The 17,419-nt window shown below is 49.9% G+C and carries 17 protein-coding genes; 13 read left to right on the top strand and 4 right to left on the bottom strand.

The genetic code is table 11. From position 1 onward, the window contains the following. Window positions 1-2: 2 nt before the first annotated feature. Window positions 3-1,283: a threonine synthase gene (thrC, locus tag CCY32_RS07215; protein WP_088329924.1), complete on the top strand. Its 1,281-nt coding sequence runs from the start codon at window positions 3-5 to the stop codon at window positions 1,281-1,283. Further along, entirely contained in the window at window positions 1,283-1,942 is a 660-nt protein-coding gene (gene ung, locus CCY32_RS07210; protein ID WP_088329923.1) for a uracil-DNA glycosylase, read from the top strand. The genes thrC and ung overlap by 1 nt, the downstream gene beginning before the upstream one ends. 164 nt (window positions 1,943-2,106) lie before the next feature. Here ung and CCY32_RS07205 read toward each other — a convergent pair whose 3' ends face one another. After that, complete coding sequence (locus CCY32_RS07205; protein WP_088329922.1) at window positions 2,107-2,283, bottom strand: DUF3545 family protein; 177 nt, start codon at window positions 2,281-2,283, stop codon at window positions 2,107-2,109. A 309-nt stretch (window positions 2,284-2,592) separates the two neighbouring features. Between CCY32_RS07205 and CCY32_RS07200 the strand changes: the two genes are divergently transcribed. The 6 genes from CCY32_RS07200 to CCY32_RS07175 all read left to right on the top strand — a co-directional run bounded on the left by CCY32_RS07200 (window position 2,593) and on the right by CCY32_RS07175 (window position 7,705). Next, window positions 2,593-3,978 carry an ATP-binding protein gene (locus CCY32_RS07200; protein WP_088329921.1) on the top strand — a complete coding sequence of 462 codons (1,386 nt, stop codon included), beginning with the start codon at window positions 2,593-2,595 and terminating at the stop codon, window positions 3,976-3,978. 63 nt (window positions 3,979-4,041) lie between these two features. Continuing rightward, window positions 4,042-4,455: a GNAT family N-acetyltransferase gene (locus tag CCY32_RS07195; RefSeq protein ID WP_088330141.1), complete on the top strand. Its 414-nt coding sequence runs from the start codon at window positions 4,042-4,044 to the stop codon at window positions 4,453-4,455. Then, the gene (locus tag CCY32_RS07190; RefSeq protein ID WP_088329920.1) at window positions 4,455-4,934 is read left to right on the top strand and encodes an NYN domain-containing protein; all 480 of its coding nucleotides are present in this window, start codon (window positions 4,455-4,457) and stop codon (window positions 4,932-4,934) included. The genes CCY32_RS07195 and CCY32_RS07190 overlap by 1 nt, the downstream gene beginning before the upstream one ends. A 94-nt stretch (window positions 4,935-5,028) precedes the next feature. After that, window positions 5,029-5,868 (top strand): peptidylprolyl isomerase, encoded by an 840-nt coding sequence (locus tag CCY32_RS07185; RefSeq protein ID WP_088329919.1) that lies wholly within the window; start codon window positions 5,029-5,031, stop codon window positions 5,866-5,868. Window positions 5,869-5,977: 109 nt separating this feature from the next. Next, on the top strand, window positions 5,978-7,276 hold the full coding sequence (locus CCY32_RS07180; protein WP_088329918.1) for a hypothetical protein: 1,299 nt from the start codon (window positions 5,978-5,980) through the stop codon (window positions 7,274-7,276). Between the two features lie 33 nt (window positions 7,277-7,309). After that, window positions 7,310-7,705 (top strand): peptidylprolyl isomerase, encoded by a 396-nt coding sequence (locus tag CCY32_RS07175; RefSeq protein ID WP_088329917.1) that lies wholly within the window; start codon window positions 7,310-7,312, stop codon window positions 7,703-7,705. Between the two features lie 250 nt (window positions 7,706-7,955). On the opposite strand, the gene CCY32_RS07170 is transcribed toward CCY32_RS07175, so the two are convergent. After that, window positions 7,956-9,212, bottom strand: coding sequence for a diguanylate cyclase (locus CCY32_RS07170; RefSeq protein WP_088329916.1), 1,257 nt, complete (start codon window positions 9,210-9,212; stop codon window positions 7,956-7,958). Between the two features lie 252 nt (window positions 9,213-9,464). Between CCY32_RS07170 and CCY32_RS07165 the strand changes: the two genes are divergently transcribed. Together CCY32_RS07165 and CCY32_RS07160 are read left to right on the top strand one after the other, a co-directional pair. Beyond that, complete coding sequence (locus tag CCY32_RS07165; RefSeq protein WP_088329915.1) at window positions 9,465-10,232, top strand: ParA family protein; 768 nt, start codon at window positions 9,465-9,467, stop codon at window positions 10,230-10,232. A gap of 235 nt (window positions 10,233-10,467) precedes the next feature. Next, a complete protein-coding gene (locus CCY32_RS07160; RefSeq protein WP_088329914.1) occupies window positions 10,468-11,193 on the top strand; it encodes a hypothetical protein in 726 nt (241 codons plus the stop codon). 176 nt (window positions 11,194-11,369) lie between these two features. On the opposite strand, the gene pgi is transcribed toward CCY32_RS07160, so the two are convergent. Both pgi and tal read right to left on the bottom strand, forming a co-directional pair. Beyond that, window positions 11,370-13,010: a glucose-6-phosphate isomerase gene (gene pgi / locus CCY32_RS07155; protein ID WP_088329913.1), complete on the bottom strand. Its 1,641-nt coding sequence runs from the start codon at window positions 13,008-13,010 to the stop codon at window positions 11,370-11,372. A 24-nt stretch (window positions 13,011-13,034) separates the two neighbouring features. Beyond that, entirely contained in the window at window positions 13,035-13,994 is a 960-nt protein-coding gene (tal, locus tag CCY32_RS07150) for a transaldolase (protein ID WP_088329912.1), read from the bottom strand. 181 nt (window positions 13,995-14,175) lie between these two features. On the opposite strand from tal, the gene CCY32_RS07145 reads away from it, so the two are divergent. From CCY32_RS07145 to CCY32_RS07135, 3 genes are all read left to right on the top strand, one after another. After that, complete coding sequence (locus CCY32_RS07145) at window positions 14,176-14,697, top strand: O-acetyl-ADP-ribose deacetylase (RefSeq protein ID WP_088329911.1); 522 nt, start codon at window positions 14,176-14,178, stop codon at window positions 14,695-14,697. Window positions 14,698-14,836: 139 nt separating this feature from the next. After that, a complete protein-coding gene (yaaA, locus tag CCY32_RS07140) occupies window positions 14,837-15,610 on the top strand; it encodes a peroxide stress protein YaaA (protein WP_088329910.1) in 774 nt (257 codons plus the stop codon). A 14-nt stretch (window positions 15,611-15,624) separates the two neighbouring features. Then, entirely contained in the window at window positions 15,625-17,418 is a 1,794-nt protein-coding gene (locus tag CCY32_RS07135) for a sulfotransferase (protein ID WP_088329909.1), read from the top strand. Window position 17,419 lies beyond the last annotated feature (1 nt).

Genomic DNA, 17,419 nt, shown 5'->3' with positions numbered 1-17,419 from the left:
GTTTGCAACTTTTCAATTTAAAGCAACCCGATGAAAAAGTGAGTTTCAGCCAGGCCGTCAAGCAAGGCCTGGGGCAGAATCAGGGCTTGTTTTTCCCCGCCCAACTGCCGACCTTTGAAGATATTGACGCATTGCTGGCAATGCCCCTGGCAGAGCGTAGTGCAGAAATCCTGCATCGTCTGATCGGTGATGAAATCCCCCGTGAGCGGCTGGCGCAAATGGTGTCTGAAGCCTTCGATTTTCCGGCTCCACTGGCGAAGGTCGACGACAACATCTATTGCCTGGAACTGTTCCATGGACCGACACTGGCGTTTAAAGACTTCGGTGCCCGTTTTATGGCACAGTGTCTGGCGGAAGTGGCCAAGGGCGAAAAGATCACCATTCTGACGGCCACCTCCGGTGATACCGGTGCGGCGGTAGCCCATGCTTTTCATGGTCTGGATAATATCGACGTGGTGATTCTTTTTCCTAAAGGCAAAATCAGTACCTTACAGGAAAAGCTGTTCACCACGCTGGGAGGGAATATCCACACGGTTGCCATCGAAGGAGACTTTGATCAATGTCAGCAACTGGTGAAAAGTACCTTTAATGATGAAGAAGCGCGCAAGGCGCTGCATTTAAACTCGGCCAACTCCATTAATATCAGTCGTCTGATGGCGCAGATCTGTTACTACTTCGAGGCTGTTTCTCAGCTCGAAGATCGCTCCAACCTGGTTTTCTCTGTACCTAGCGGTAACTTCGGTAACCTCACCGCCGGTATGTTTGCCAAGGTGCTGGGCCTGCCCGTAACCCGGTTTGTGGCCTCTACCAATCTTAATGACACGGTTCCCCGTTATCTTAAAAATGGTGACTGGGCGCCTAATCCAACGGTTGCAACCCTGTCTAATGCCATGGATGTCAGTCAGCCGAACAACTGGCCGCGTATCGAAGCCTTGTTTGAATTTGGTTATCTGGATAAGGAACTGCTGGTCGCCGACATGGTGGATGAGCAATACACTCAGCTTGCCATGCGTCAGCTTGCCGCATTGGGATATGTCAGTGAACCTCATGCGGGGGTTGCCTATAAGGCGCTGGAGCGGGTTTTAGAAGCCGGCCAGACCGGTATCTTCCTGGGCACGGCCCATCCGGCGAAATTCCGTGATACGGTGGAAAATGTGTTGGGTCAGCCGATCAGCTTGCCCCCCGAGTTGGCGGAATGTGCCAGTAAAGAAGGGCTGTCTGAAACGCTGGCCTGTGATTATGAACTTTTGAAAAAGCATCTGTATAAGCTGGTTAAGGGGTAATGGACTGGCAGGCGATACTGGGCGAGGAAAAACAGCAGCCCTATTTTCAGCAGATCATCGACTTTGTGAGTAGGGAGCGCGAAGCGGGTAAAGTGATTTATCCGCCGCAGAGTGAGGTGTTTAATGCGTTTAAAATGACATCGCTGGATCAGCTCAAAGTGGTTATTCTTGGCCAGGATCCTTACCACGGGCCGAATCAGGCCCATGGCTTGTGTTTTTCCGTACAGCCCGGGATAAAACCGCCTCCTTCATTGGTGAATATCTATAAAGAACTGGCCCGTGATGTTGACGGATTCAGTCTACCGGCTCATGGTTGTCTTCAGAGCTGGGCCCAACAGGGTGTGTTGTTGCTCAACACCGTACTGACGGTGGAGCAGGGTAACGCACATTCCCATGCCAAAATTGGCTGGGAAAGGTTTACCGATAAAGTCATAGAACAGATTAACCGCCATACTCAGGGCGTGGTGTTCCTGTTATGGGGCAGTCATGCACAAAAAAAGGGCAAGATGGTGGATACGCAGCGCCACCTGGTGCTAAAAGCACCCCACCCATCGCCTCTGTCAGCACACCGTGGATTTTTGGGCTGCGGTCATTTTTCCATGACCAATGAGTACTTGCTAAAGCAGGGAAAAAGCGCCATTGACTGGCGTATTGAATAGTCAACCACGGCTATCCGTATCAGGGACAACAGGGCTACTTCCGGGTGCTATGCAATACCGGCCACAAGGTCAGGCTGACAGTGCCCATAGCCTGTATGGAATCAGCCTTTCTTGCTTATTGTTAGCCAGAAACAACAACGCCCTGCGTGGCAGGGCGTTACGTGTCAGGCATCAAGCTCGCTTAATTCGTAATCCAGCAATACATCCATATCTGCCAGTTCTTTGCGAAGCTTGTATTGATCTTGTATGGCTTCGATCTCTCTCCATTTGCGTTTTTTACTTTTGTTTTTAACAGGACGGGACTCTAAGTCGAGCATAGACATCAAATCTGACTGATCCACGTGAGATCTCCTTTGTTGTGTTAGCGCATAGAGCATCGACAGGCTGCCCCCTCTTTCAGTGGGGCTTGGCGGTATCGACAATCAAGATATACCATAAGCAAAGTTAAAGTAGAACAGCTTTCTTTACTTTTTATTAACAAAAAATGAAGCTTTTGTTACATGCCAACAGGATGTTACTGGCCTTGCATCATCAGTCTTCCCAAGAAATACAGCAAAAACCTTACCAAATTGAGTAGGATGGATTAGGCTTTATTCATCAGAGTCAATGTTGCAGCGTACTGGCACAGAACAAGCGGATACAAAATCGCCATGCAGGCAGAACTGGAAAACCTGTTACTGGAGGTCTCTAAATCACGGTTAATTGATTTAGGAGATATGCAGCAGGCTGAGGAGCTTATCATCAACTCCTTGCTGCGAGGCCTGCGAATTCAGCGTGCCGGCGTATGGATGCTGGATAAAGAAGCAGGAGGCATTCGCTGTAATCTGGTCATTGATTTGCATCACCAGACCCGTGATGAAGACATCTTACTCACCCGCAAGGACTTCCCTGCTTATTTTGATGCACTGGATACTGAGCGCACCATTTCCGCAGATGATGCCTGTAGCCACCCTGCCACAGAAGCCTTTACAGAAGTGTATCTCAAACCCATGGGTATCGGTGCGATGCTGGACATGCCGATACGTCATCGGGGAGAAATGGTGGGCATCGTTTGCTGTGAACACATTGGCGGCGAGAAACACTGGAGTCAGGATGAACAAAGCTTCGCGGCGGCAATGGCCGATTTGGTGGGCCGGGCCATCAGTGCCAAAGAGCGCAATGACTACGCCCGCAAACTCGAAGAAACCAATGCCTCTCTGGAAAATCTGGTGCAGCAGCGCACCGCCAGCCTTGAACAAACACTGGATTCCCTGAAACAGGCTCAAAAGCAGTTAATTGAAAATGAGAAAATGGCCTCACTGGGCAGTCTGGTTTCCGGTGTCGCCCATGAAGTCAATACACCACTGGGGATAGCTGTCACCGGGGCCAGTCATTGTCAACATTTGCTTGACCAGTTGCGTAGTAAAATTACTGATAACCGCCTTACCCGCCAAGCCCTCGATCAACATATCGACAGTATGTATCAAAGTCTCAATCTGGTGACCTTAAACCTGGATAGGGCCGCAGAACTGGTGCAAAATTTCAAAAAAACCGCAGTAGATCAACATAATCTGGCCTTAACCAAGTTTGAACTGGGTGAGTATATTCAGGTGGTCATGTCGAGTTTGCTGCCCATGCTCAAAAAACATCAAGTGAACTATTTGCTGCGCGCCGATGAACCTGTCGCAATGCACAGTTATCCGGGGGCGCTGGCGCAGATCCTCACCAATCTGACCAACAATGCCTGCGTGCATGCTTTTGATAGCAATGAACGCCGTAATGAATTGCTGATTGAGGTAACACCAAAGCAACAAGGAGGCCGACAACAGGTGGTCATAGTGTTCAGAGATAATGGTAAGGGGATGCCTGCAGCGGTGCTAAAAGATATCTTCCAGCCGTTTTTTACTACCCGCAGAGGCCAGGGTGGTTCGGGGCTCGGATTGTCCATCAGCTACAACCTTGCCACCGCTAAGTTAAAAGGGCAGTTGGAGGCCACCTCTGAACCGGAACAAGGTACAACCTTCACGCTGACGCTTCCCTGTGACCTGACTGATTAAGGTCTTGCGTTACATAGCAGACAGAAGATAGGCTTGCCTCACCCTATCTGCCTGATGCAACACATGAAAATTGAAATAGAAAACACCCCATCAGAATCTCTTACCGAGTTTTTACACCAGCAGATTGTCGAGTTTAATCGGGCTCACCGGGAATGGAATGAGCGACAACCTCTTGCAGCGGTGCTAAGAGATGAAGCCGGTACCATTGTCGGCGGAGCCGCTGGTGAAACCTTTGGTAACTGGCTGCAACTGAAAACCTTGTGGGTGGATAACAGCCAACGCGGCAAAGGGGTAGGCAGCCAGCTCCTTGTTGCGATGGAACAACAAGCAGCCTCTAGGGGTTGTAAGTTCTGTCTCCTCGACACCCTCAATATCCAGGCCCGGCCTTTTTACGAGAAATGCGGCTATCGGGTGCAATGGACACAACAGCACTATCCGCTGACCGGCTCTAAGTACTTTATGACCAAGGAATTGTAATGGCGCAAGAAAAGGTGCTGATTCTGGCGGATGTGCAGAATTTGTATTACACCACCCGGGATGCTTATTCCCGTCATTTTGACTATAACCAGTTCTGGGCTCAGGCGACTGCCGGTCGAGAGGTTGCAAAGGCCTTTGCCTACGCCATTGACCGGGGCAATGAAAAGCAACGGCAGTTTCAGAATATTCTACGGGCCATTGGTTTTGAATTGCGCCTGAAACCCTTTATTCAGCGTGCCGACGGGTCAGCCAAAGGTGACTGGGATGTGGGCATTACCTTAGATGCCATGGACTTTGCCGATCGGGTTGATACGGTGGTGCTGGCCTCTGGTGACGGTGATTTTGCCTTACTGGCAGAGCGAATTCAGCAAAAGTATGGCTGCCAGGTTGAAGTCTATGGTGTACCCGAATTAACTGCCTTGTCATTGGTTAACGCCGCCAGCCGCTTTATCCCAGTAGAAGGGCGTTTGCTGTTGTAGGTTGCATCTTCTCTGTTCTCTGCCTGCAGACCTGCGTTTTATGAGTGAAATTGCTAATTATAATGAGCTACCCAGTATCAAGGAGTGCGCTAGTATGAAATACGCCCTGTTATTATTCTCTCTATTCATATCGTCGGTCCAGGCTTCAGAGTGGCGAACGCCGGATCCTGAAAATACCGTTTATCTGGAGCTGGAAAGCGGTACTGTGGTCATAGAGCTGGCACCCTTTGTGGCGCCGGAGCATGTGAAACAGTTTACGAGTCTGGTTAATGAAGGCTTTTATGACGGACTGGATTTCTACCGCGTGATTGAGGGCTTTGTGGCGCAAGGCGGAGATATGTCGGGCGAAAAAGCTTCAGACTTTAAAACTCCTCTGATGGCAGAGTTTACCCGCCCTCTCACTGGCACCTCTGTTTTTGAGCTGGTTCAGCAAGACGACTTCTTTGCCCCACAAACGGGTTATCTCCATGGTTTTCAGGCAGGGCGCGCCATCATCGATGCACAGGAATGGCTCATCCATTGTCCGGGCGTTGTTGCCATGGCCCGCTCCGTTGACGCCAACAGTGCCACTACCGATTTTTACGTGGTGATTGGGCAGGCGCCACGCCATCTGGATCGCAATATGAGCGTCTTTGGCCGGGTTATATATGGTATGGAGCATATTCAGGGCCTGCCCAGAGGGGATGCCAGGGTAAATTCCGGAGTGATTGAAACGCCTCAGCACCGGGGCAGGATTTTAACCGCCAGGCTGGCCAGCAAGGTGCCTGAAACAGCGCGTCTGAACTTGCAAATCCAGCGCACCGATTCCAAGGCAATGCAACAACGTCTGGAGCAGGGACGCAGCATGGACAACCCGTTTTTTAAATACAAAGGCAACGGCAAACTGGATATTTGTTATTACCCGCCACGCGTGCGCGTAGCTGATTCAGATTAAAGCAACGCTTCTGGACGAAAAGGGATTTCACTCGCCCTGGCATGCTTAATTGAACTGTCGCTCTGCCCATGTAATAGTAACTGGAACTACTGACAGGGAGTCGCCGGATATGAAGAAGCCGATTGTTGTTGTGTTATGGATTGTGAGCCTGATGGTGGCCTTTTTGATTGGCCGTTTTACAGAGCCACAACACTTTAACTCAACCAGCTCCGCTTATGACCAGCAAACCGAGCAGGCTCCTCAACAAACTGTCAGACATAATCCTGATTCGGCGATAGCGCCGCCCGAAAAGCATAAGCCAGCGACAGATAGTGCTATTGAAGGGCCTTCCGATGATGTAAACGGCCAGGCATTGATTGAGCGCTTAAAACTGACGCTGGCAACTGAGAATGGTGAACGGGTCAATTACGGGCAGCTCGGTCAGGCATACAATACTATCAGTCAGCTGACCGAGGCTGAGTTAACCGACGCACTACAGTATTTCGAGCCCATTGCGGCTTTGCCGGCGCATCGAAGCTTACTGGCGATGATGCTGACCCGATACAGCCAATTCAATGCCCAGGAGGCCATGGCTTATCTGCATCGCAATGTTAAAGAGCCGCTGCAAAGACTGTCCCATGCCACGACGATAATGTCTGAGTGGTCAAGGCAAAATCCACAGGCGGCCTACGACTGGTTTGTTCGTAATAAAGACGCCTACTCCCCTTATGGCGGGCAATTTCCTCTCTCTTTGTTTAAAGGGCTGGCGGCGCATGACAGATATGACGCCATGGACAAGCTTAATGGCCTGAGCCTCTCACGCAATGAACTGCATATGGCAGTGAAAGGGATCACTGATAACCTGAATCATTCCGGTGAGTTGATTGAGCTGATTGATCTTGCACAGTTAGAAGGAAATAGTGACGTCGCAAAGGCACTCGTTTCGGATTGGGCAAGTCAGGATCCGCGCAGCGCCAGTCAGTGGTTAACAACCAGCACACTCAACAATGAAGGCATGCAGCGCACTGTATTATTCAACTGGATGGTGTCAAAAGAGGCTGAAATGAATCAGGCAGCGGACTGGTTCATGCGCCAGTCGCCTGCCGGAAACATACAAAAAAGTATAAACATGGTGATGGACTCATTCGCTATGACAGCCCCCGAAGCCGGAATGAGCTGGCTTGATCAGACGGATTACAGTGACAGAGATAGCGCATTAAGCCAGCTCATTGAGCGCGCCGTATTCCGGCATCCGGATTTTTCAATGACTCATCTTGATAAGATCCAAAGTGAGGAAAAACGACTGGAAACGGCAAAACGGGTATATCGAGGTTTGATGGCGAATAATCCGCGTAAGGCAGAGCAATTCGCTGCACAGTCGCCGTATAAAGCGGCACTTGAAAGCGAGACAGTGCCGGGGATGCCCTAACCCAAGAGATCTTAGTGTACAGACAATCTCAATCTGGCCCGCTCCGTTGACGCCAACAGTGCCACTACCGATTTTTACGTGGTGATTGGGCCGGCGCCACGCCATCTGGATCGCAATATGAGCGTCTTTGGCCGGGTTATATATGGTATGGAGCATATTCAGGGCCTGCCCAGAGGGGATGCGATGGTAAATTCTGGAGTGATTGAAACGCCTCAGCACCGGGGCAAGATTGTAACCGCCAGGCTGGCCAGCAAGGTGCCTGAAACAGCGCGCCTGAGCTTGCAAATTCAGCGCACCGATTCTAAGGCGATGCAAACACGTCTGGAGCAGGGACGCAGCATGGACAACCCGTTTTTTAAATACAAAGGCAACGGCAAACTGGATATTTGTTACTACCCGCCACACGTGCGCATAGCTGATTCAGATTAAAGCAACGCTTCTGGGGAGGGAGCAATATAACGTGCTTGGCCAACAGCTTTTAACTGACCTGAGGAGAATGTGTTAGCCGTTTAAAAAAACGGGGAGTCTTACGCTATCCAACGTCCGCGGTTATTTTGCAATGGACTGTGAGTGTGATGTGAATTCCAACCCTATGCAATCTAGCCCTTTGCTTGTACCGGGTTGGCAATGAGCTTCAAGATTAAAATTCAATTTTAACTTTTAGATTTGTGGCCAGCGTTTAATGCTCAGCAGCAGGTGTTGATGATACTACCGAGGCCTGAACTGAAGGCTCTGCCACTGTCTCAACTTCGACGCGGTCACGGCCGTTTTCTTTAGCCTTATATAATGCTTTGTCTGCACGATTTATGACCGTATCAATATTCGTGTCATTATTGTTTCGCTGACTTATACCAAAGCTCATCGTAAACGCGACCTTCTGGCCTTCGACCGTTAAACACCGACTGGCGATCGCCCGGTGCAGTGCTTCGGCGACTTTAGTGGCGGCATCAATCGGGGTTTCTGGCAAAATGACTGCAAACTCTTCGCCTCCCAGCCTTGCCACAATGTCGGTCTCACGGCAGCGCTGTTTAAACACCTGAGCAGCCAGCCGTATCACCTCATCACCGACCTGATGCCCATAGGTATCATTAATTTTCTTGAAAAAGTCTATATCGGCCATGATTACACTTAAAGCGTGTTTGTGGCGAACCGACAGGTCGAATGTGCGCTTGGCAAGTAAATTAAATGCCCGGCGGTTGAAAATTTCTGTGAGCACATCAAAATTGGCATCATGCTGCAAGCGTTGCGCAAAACTGCTGACTTTCGCCACCATGGGCCGAAAGATAAAGACAGCCTCAATTAAGATGGTGAGGATGATAATCCAAAGTACGATGTTCTGAGCCATTCTCAGCTCCTCAACTTTTTCATAGCTCTCCTGTTCATATTGCCCGACGGCGGCGTGTAAGGCCTCGATAAGATCATTTTTCGCCATCTCAGAAAATAAAAATGCCCCATTATCTGCTCTGCTATTGTTTTGTAAGGGGGGACCATTTAGATGTTTGGTGATGTTTTCGGAAAAGGCTTTTACTTGCTCATCTATCGCATAGGGGGCCGAAAAATACATACTGTTGAGGGCATCAGAAAACCCCTCCTTGCTGCTTTTCTGACTAATCAGAAACTGATGATTTTCCAACATGAGGTTTGTGGCATCTTCCGCCAGATTTCTAGACTCTTCAGAACCCGTAGTCAAATAGTTCAGTGTGTAAAGACTGGCACGTTGTGACAACATTCGTTGTTGACCACTGATGTTGACGATTTTTGCAGTTTGGCCTTGTTGCTGAATAACTTTATCCAAAACGACATGTACAGCAAGGGAGAGCAGCGCGATAACCGACAACGAAACTACGTAAGTGATGGTCATGTATTTGCTGGGGTTATCTATTCGGAAGGCCTGCTCTGTCTCTTGCTTGGGAACCTTCGGGTTGAATCGCAGCATAGGGCATCTCGCTATTAAATCTGGCGTCGCGGCAGACACAATCCGTTGCCTGACGTTGCTCATGTCGTTTAACTTTAGCTTATACCGATATGTTTACTGCGTATAGCATGATGGGATCAGTCCAATGCATTGATTTAACTGCCACTACGACGCTGAGCGTCGTGTACTGCTGCTAACGATAACACTTGCTGTTTCAGGTGCACTTGCAGACAATGAGGTGGCGAACACAAAGCACACAGGGCCTTATACAGCATGATCAGAGCATTATTTAATAAAAAGGGCGGAGTAGGGAAGTCGAGTCTTACCGTGAATCTGGCGGCCATCAGTGCCCAACGTGGACTGAAAACCCTGGTGCTGGATCTGGATACCCAATGTAACGCCAGTCGCTACCTGGGGAAGGAGAATGCAGAAAAAGACAGCAGTGTCTTTGAATTGTTCGATCAGACTATTACCTTTCATTTGCGTAAGAAGCCTGCCATTGAATATTGTCAGCCTACCGATTATGAAAACCTGCATATGATCCCGGGCTCTGCGCAACTGGGGGATATTGAGAGCGAGCTCAGCAGCCGGCACAAGATCTACAAGCTCAAAGAGGCGCTCGAGCAACTCAATGAAGACTATGATCGGATTTATATCGATACCCCACCGGCGCTGAATTTTTTCAGTTTGTCGGCCTTAATTGGGGTGGACACAGTGCTGATACCGGTGGACTGTGACGACTTTGCCATCCAGGGATTAAAAAGCCTGCAACAGCAAATCGCGGAGATCACCGAAGATCACAACGAAAAGCTGAAAATCGAGGGGATTATTGCCAATCAGTATATGGCCAACGCCAAACTACCCAGTCGCATTGTGGATGAACTGATCAGTGAGGGCTATCCGGTGATACCGCACTACATCTCACAGTCGGTTAAAATGCGAGAATCCCACCAGGAGCAAAAGCCATTAATTCACCTTGCCCCGGGACATAAACTGACCAAATCCATTATCGCCGTACATGATGAGATAGAAGCTGACTGATCCAGAAGGGAAATGAATTTTCTTATGCTTAATCGACAGTCAATGTAAGGAGAGGCATTAACATGGCTCGCCACCCCAGAGGAGCTCTTCTTGAGTTTTCCATACCTGAATGCTGTCTGGCTTTCATCCTGGAGCGGGGTGGCATATTCTTTTGAATATCTCTTGATAGCGAAATAGATCCATTTGCCTTCCACAACTATATTGAAAGCGATACCTGTGGAGTCATGGAGGGGATATGAATACAAGTAAGGGAGCTTTCTCTGGCATCAAGGCAGTGGCTGTTGGTTTTGCACTGTGTTTTTATCTTTTGTTTGTTATTCCAGCAGCAGGAACCACTAACAATTCAGTTGATATCCTTGCTGTGGAATATCCCCCTTTTACCAGCAATGAAATGCCAACAAATGGAATCGGCTTTGAATTGCTGCGCCAAAGGTTGGCTAACACATCAATAGATTGGTCTCCCTTTATCGTCCCTCCAGCCAGAGCACAGGGAATGATTGCATCAGGCAATTGGTGCGTCAGCTTTTATCCACCCAAACAGGGTGTGATGGGCAATGATTACTATCCTCTTGGAGATAATGTGGACATTGCGCTTATACGAGTGCAACAAGATGATCCCTTCAGATTGAATAGAGAGACTTTGACAGGTAAAACGGTGGCTGTGCTGCGTCCATCAAAAGAGGGGCAGATCCATGAACGACTGAGCGATTACGATCTGCAGCTGATATTTGTCGAGACCGTTGAGCAAGGCTTCAGAATGATGATTCGCGAGCGCGTGGATTTTGTGCTGGCCGACACTACCAGTGCGGGCTTGTTTGAAGCCTCCCATGATTCCATTCAGTTGCAACCTGCAGATACGCCGCTTATGACGATGCAGGTAGGTGTTTATCTTAACCATCAGTGTGGAGCTTATGCTCTCCTCGACAAGGCACTCAAAGCACAGAGAGATAATCACCAGTAAGCCAGAGGAAGATGCTTAGATAGGGAGTCTTCGTCTGAGCGCTGTTGGTGTGTGCTCACCAGGTCATGGTCCTGATGATGATCTTGCCCTTTTGTCAGAATGCATAAAATACCGGTGTCATTTCCCGCAATAAAAAAGCACCCTAGGGTGCCTTTGATTAACGCAGTGAAAGCCTCTTATAACGCTTGTCTGAAGCGCTGAATAAGGGCGTTAGTAGAGGCATCCAGATCCAGAGGTTGCTGCGGATTCTGGATTTTATCCAGTACCTGGTTGCCCAGCACTTTACCCAGTTCCACACCCCACTGATCAAAGGAGTTGACGCCCCAGATAGCGCCCTGAACAAATACCTTGTGTTCATACAGGGCCACCAGAGCACCCAGTGTGTTGGGATCCAACTGCTGGAACAACAGGGTGTTGCTGGGCTTATTTCCCGGCATGGTTTTGTGGTGAGCCAGAGATTCGCGCTTTTCATCGCTCAAGCCTTTACTATCCAGTTCGGCATAGGCCTCATCATAGGTTTTGCCTTGCATCAGAGCCTGAGTCTGGCCGAAGCAATTGGAGGCAAGCATGGCATGGTGGGTATCATTCTGATTCGGCACCCGCAGCGGCAGCATAAAATCGGCCGGGATCAGTACCTTGCCCTGGTGAATCAGCTGATGGAAACTGTGCTGGCCGTTAGTGCCTTCACTACCCCAGATTACCGGGCCAGTGGCGTAATCCACATGCTCCTTGTCACCGGCAATACACTTACCGTTGCTTTCCATATCCAGTTGCTGGACATAGGCGGGAAAGCCTCGCAAATAGTGGTAGTAGGGGAGCAACACATGGCTTTGTGCGCCCAGGAAATTGGTATACCAGACGCCCAGCAAGGCCATGATCATCGGCAGGTTTTGCTCAAGAGGCGCGCTTTGAAAATGGCAGTCCATGTTATAGGCGCCCTCAAGCAATTCACGATAGTGCGCATAACCCAGTCGCAGAGCGATGGGCAGGCCAATGGCAGACCACAGTGAATAGCGTCCGCCCACCCAATCCCACATGGGAAAGATGTTTTCCTCGGCAATGCCAAACTCTGTGGCCGCTTTGATGTTCGACGACACACAGATGAAGTGTTTGGCAATATCCTGTTGCTTGCCCCCGGATTGCAAAAACCAGTCTTTGGCGGTCAGGGTGTTTTGCAGGGTTTCCTGCGTGGTAAAGGATTTGGAGGACATCACCACCAGCGTTTGCTCGTGATCCAGCTCAGCCAGGACATCGTGGATATGACAACCATCCACATTGGCTACAAAATGCACGTTGACGCCCTCGTGCCAATAGGGCTTAAGGGCTTCTGACATGATTTTGGGGCCAAGGAAAGAACCGCCGATACCGATACACACAATCTCGGTAAGCGGTTTGCCGGTATAGCCTGTGTGTTGACCAGAGTGAATGCGCTCAACAAAATCACGGATCTTATCCTGTGTTGCCATCACCTCCGGCATCACATCAACGCCATCAACCATCACCGCCTTGTCGGAAAAATTACGCAATGCGGTATGCAACACGGCACGCTCTTCGGTGTGGTTAATAATGTCACCACAGAACATGGCGTCGCGTTTTTCGGCGACTTGTTGTTGCTTCGCCAGAGACAACAGCCCGTCCAGTATGTCCTGAGTAATCAGGTTTTTGGAATAATCCAGGCTGATACCACAGGCTTCCAGCGTGAAGCGATCGGCCCGTTCGGGATCGTCCTTAAACCAGTCTCGCATGTGCTGGCCGTCCAACTGTGCGGCCAGTGACTGAAGGGTTTTCCAGCTTTGCGATTGTGTCAGGCTGTTCATTGTCTCTCCGTTTTCGTTAAGGTGTCAGGCGCTTAGCAGACCTGAAAGTTTCGCTTCCAGTTTGACCTGATCGGCGGCGAAGTTGCGTATTCCCTGAGCCAGTTTTTCAGTGGCCATGGCATCTTCATTCATCATCCAGCGGAACTGGCTTTCACTCAGTTTTGCTTCAGGTGTTTTCACTTTGCCGTTGTCTTTGAGCTTAACCGGAAGTGGCTCGTTGGAGGCTTCCAGTTCACCCAGTAACTGGGGGCTGATGGTCAGGCGGTCGCATCCTGCGAGCTCTGTAATTTCGCCGATGTTGCGGAAGCTGGCGCCCATGACCACGGTGCTGTAGCCGTGATCTTTATAATAACGGTAAATTTCTGTTACCGACTGAACACCGGGATCTTCAGCCGGGGCGTAATCCTGTTTGTCGGTATTGGCTTTATACCAATCCAGAATTCGGCCCACAAAGGGTGAGATCAGGTATACACCGGCTTCGGCGCAGGCTCTGGCCTGTGCAAAGCTGAAGAGCAGTGTCAGGTTGCAATTGATACCTTCTTTTTCCAGCCGTTCGGCGGCACGGATACCCTCCCAGGTCGAGGCGATTTTGATCAGGATGCGGTCTTTGCTGACGCCGGCTTGCTCGTACAGGCCAATCAGTTTGTGTGCTTTTTCAATGGTTGCTTCAGTATCGAAAGACAAACGCGCATCCACTTCGGTGGAAATACGCCCCGGCACGATTTGCACAATTTCCTTGCCGATACTGACTGCAAGCATATCTCCGGCATCGATAAGTTGCTGTGCCGGATCCGATGATTGTTGCTTGGCCCATATGACAGATGCGTCAATCAGCGCCTGATATTGGGGCAGGTCTGCCGCTTTGAGTAACAGTGAGGGGTTAGTGGTGGCATCCACCGGCTGGTATTTCTTGATTGCATCAATGTCACCGGTGTCCGCAACAACCGTGGTTATTTTCTTTAATTCGTCCAGTTGATTGGCCATTTTGGGTCATTTCTCCTAATTAATGATGTAAATTTACTACAAATAAAGAATGAACTCTATCAAGTTGCTGGTATTTGATAGTGTTACTTATAGCCTTTTCTAATATGTCTCAAAGGGTGTTGGACTATTTTGATCCAGATGGTCCATAGTTTAACAGGCAAGGGCTGAAAAAGGGGGGGAGATGTCAGGCAAAATAACGCTTATCCAGGGTGATATTACCGAACTGCAGGTGGACGCTATTGTGAATGCAGCGAACAACAGTTTGTTGGGTGGCGGGGGCGTGGATGGCGCTATCCACCGTGCGGCGGGCCCTGAGTTGCTGGCCTATTGTCGCACCCTGAATGGGTGTGACACCGGCAAGGCCAAGATCAGTCCTGGCTTCAAGTTACCCGCTGACTATGTGATTCACACGGTCGGCCCGGTCTGGCAAGGCGGAGGACATGGCGAAGCAGAACAGCTGGCCAGCTGTTATCGCGAGTCTTTGAAACAGGCGGCAGAGAAGGGATTGAAATCCATCGCCTTTCCAGCCATCAGTTGCGGTGTATATGGCTATCCAGTGCAGCAGGCCTGCGATATAGCCGTGAACACGGTGAGTCAGTTTCTAGCTCAGGAATCTTCTCTTCGCAAAGTCATTTTCTGCGCTTTTGATAACGCTGTGCATCAGGCACTGATGAATGCGCTGGATAATCACAAATTGCATTGATCCTGTTTAGTGTTCTTGGCTATTTGGTATCAAAACCTTCAATGCACCTATTTTCCTATCTTTTCAATCGTCTAAATTGATTTCAGACTCACCCGCGAAATTGGTATAGTGGCCCTTTTGATACTGAGGTCCGCGTACTATGTTGATTGTGTTGTCACCGGCAAAAAATCTCGACTATGAGTCCCCCGCACAGGTCAAGACTGCGACCCAGCCGGAGATGCTGGATGAAGCAGCGGAGCTGATTCAGGTATGTCGCGGGTTATCACCACAGCAAGTGGGCAGTCTGATGAAAATCAGTGACAAACTGGCGCACCTTAACGTTGAGCGTTATCACAGCTGGAGCCGCCCTTTCACCGAGAAAAATGCCAAGCAGGCCTTGTTGGCGTTTAATGGTGACGTATACGCCGGACTTGAGGCTCAGAGCTTGTCTGAGCAGGAACTCGAGTATGCTCAAAAACATCTGCGCATTCTTTCCGGGCTGTATGGGTTGCTGAAACCGTTGGATCTGATGCAGCCCTATCGACTGGAAATGGGTACCAAGCTGGATAATGCCCGAGGCAAAGATCTTTATCAGTTCTGGGGCGATCGCATTACCGAGAAACTGAACCAGTCAATGCAGGCACAAGGTGACAATGTGCTGGTTAACCTGGCTTCCAACGAATATTTCAAATCGGTGCGCCCTGCGAAGCTCGACGGTGTGGTGGTAACGCCGGTGTTTAAGGATCAAAAAAACGGTCAGTATAAAGTCATCAGTTTTTATGCAAAAAAAGCCCGGGGCATGATGGCGCGCTACATCCTTACCAATCAGATAAGCGAAGTCAAAGCCTTACAGGGCTTCGACATGGCGGGCTACCGCTATGATGCAGATCAATCCAGTGCACAAAGTCCGGTCTTTATCCGCGACGAACAATAACAACAGGAAGCACGATGGACGAACAGGCGCTCGATCAGCTCAAGCAGCATTTTTCCCAGGGACGCTTAGCGGATGTCGAAGCGGGCGCCAGCGAGCTGCTGAAGACCTATCCTGAGCATCCTCTTTTGCACAAAATGACAGGAATTTGTCTGTTCCAGCGTGGGCAGTATCCGCTTGCCCAACAACATTTTGAGACCGCACTGAAATTAGAACCCGATGATGCCAATTGTCTGAATAATCTCGGCAGCTGTTACCTCTTTCAGAACCAGCACAGCAAGGCGGCAGGGTACTTTAAACAGGCATTGAGCCAGGCTGACAATCCGGAATGGCATCGCAATCTGGGAACCTGCTATTTTGAACTGGGTTTCTTTATTCGAGCGGCTGCGCACTATGACAAGGCCATCAAAGGCGGCATCAATGACGATGTCATGCTACTGCGTCAGGTTGAAACGCTCAGGCAGGCAAGCCTGTTAAAACGGGCGCGAGCAGTGGCAGAGCAGATTCGTGATGTGGCCGAAAGGGCTGTGGCGCTGGCCGAAATCTATGTGGCCGGTAACCGGCCAAAGCAAGCGAAAGCCAGTTTAAAAGGACCTGGGCAGTTGCATTTCAGTCATCCTCAATTGCAACGGTTGCATAATGTTTATCGCTTCCTGGGGGAGCGGGACAATGAGCTTAGCGTGGTTAATCGCTTTGCCGACCGAAGCAGTCCAGAGCAAAAATTACTGGCAGCGGTGATGCAGCCAGAGCTGTCTGCTCAACAGCTGGCAGCATTGGAACAGGACCCGCGCCTTGTTCATTGCCATAAACAGGTGAAAGCGACCTTCTATTTTCTTCTCGCCAGTCATTACAAAAAACGAGATCGAACCCGCTGGCTTGCTCTGCTCAAGCAGGCCAATCAGATTCAGGCCGGCGGTCAGCCTGTTTCTGTCAGTAAGGAACTGGAATGTTTTGAGCGCATTAAGCGCGGTTACAAGGGGTATGCAGGATTCGAGGTCAATCAAGGCAGTAAAAAGCCGGTTTTTGTACTGGGCATGCCGCGCTCGGGCACCACACTGATCGAATCTATATTGGGTAACCATCCTGACATCTTCGCGGCCGGTGAATCCACATTGGTTGAGAATCTGCTCACTGAACTTAATCCCAATTTGCCTGAGGAGGTGCATCCCCATCAGCTGCGTTTGCATTATCTGGCTGCCGATCTCAGCGAACAAAAGATGCAGCAGTTCAGTGAACGTTACCTCTCAGCGCTGAGCGATTATGATGCCGATGCGCAGTATATTACAGACAAAATGCCGCACAACTTTATGCATCTTGGATGGCTGGCCAGGGCATTACCCGGGGCCACATTTATTCATTGTGAGCGTGATCCCGTTGCTACCTGTTTGTCTATATTTGAGCAAAACCTGAGTCCTTTTCACCGTTATGGCAATGATCTGGCCACCCTGGCGGAGTATTATCAGGGGTATCAGTCGCTGATGGGCTTCTGGAAGCAGAAACTGGGTAAGCGGTTGATTTCAGTAAACTACGAAGCATTGGTGAAAGCGCCCAGGCAAACGCTCAGCCCGGTGCTCGCGCATCTGGGCTTAGATTGGCAGGATAGTTTGCTTGACCTGGAGCAGAGCGAGCGCAGTATCACCACCTCCAGCTTAGAGCAAATCAGAAAGGGCATTTATACCGATGCCCTCACACCTTATGCGGGGTTAGAGCAGGATCTCGCTCCGTTGATGGTATTGCATAAAGATGAACAGACGACCAGCGCGAATACGAAATCAGTCAAACCCAGCTGGTTCAAACGTTGGTTTGGATAAG

It is taken from the genome of Lacimicrobium sp. SS2-24 (genome assembly GCF_002201535.1).
Classification (GTDB): domain Bacteria; phylum Pseudomonadota; class Gammaproteobacteria; order Enterobacterales; family Alteromonadaceae; genus Lacimicrobium.
Note: the sequence above shows the minus strand (reverse complement) of the source record. Positions and strands in the feature narration are given on the sequence as shown.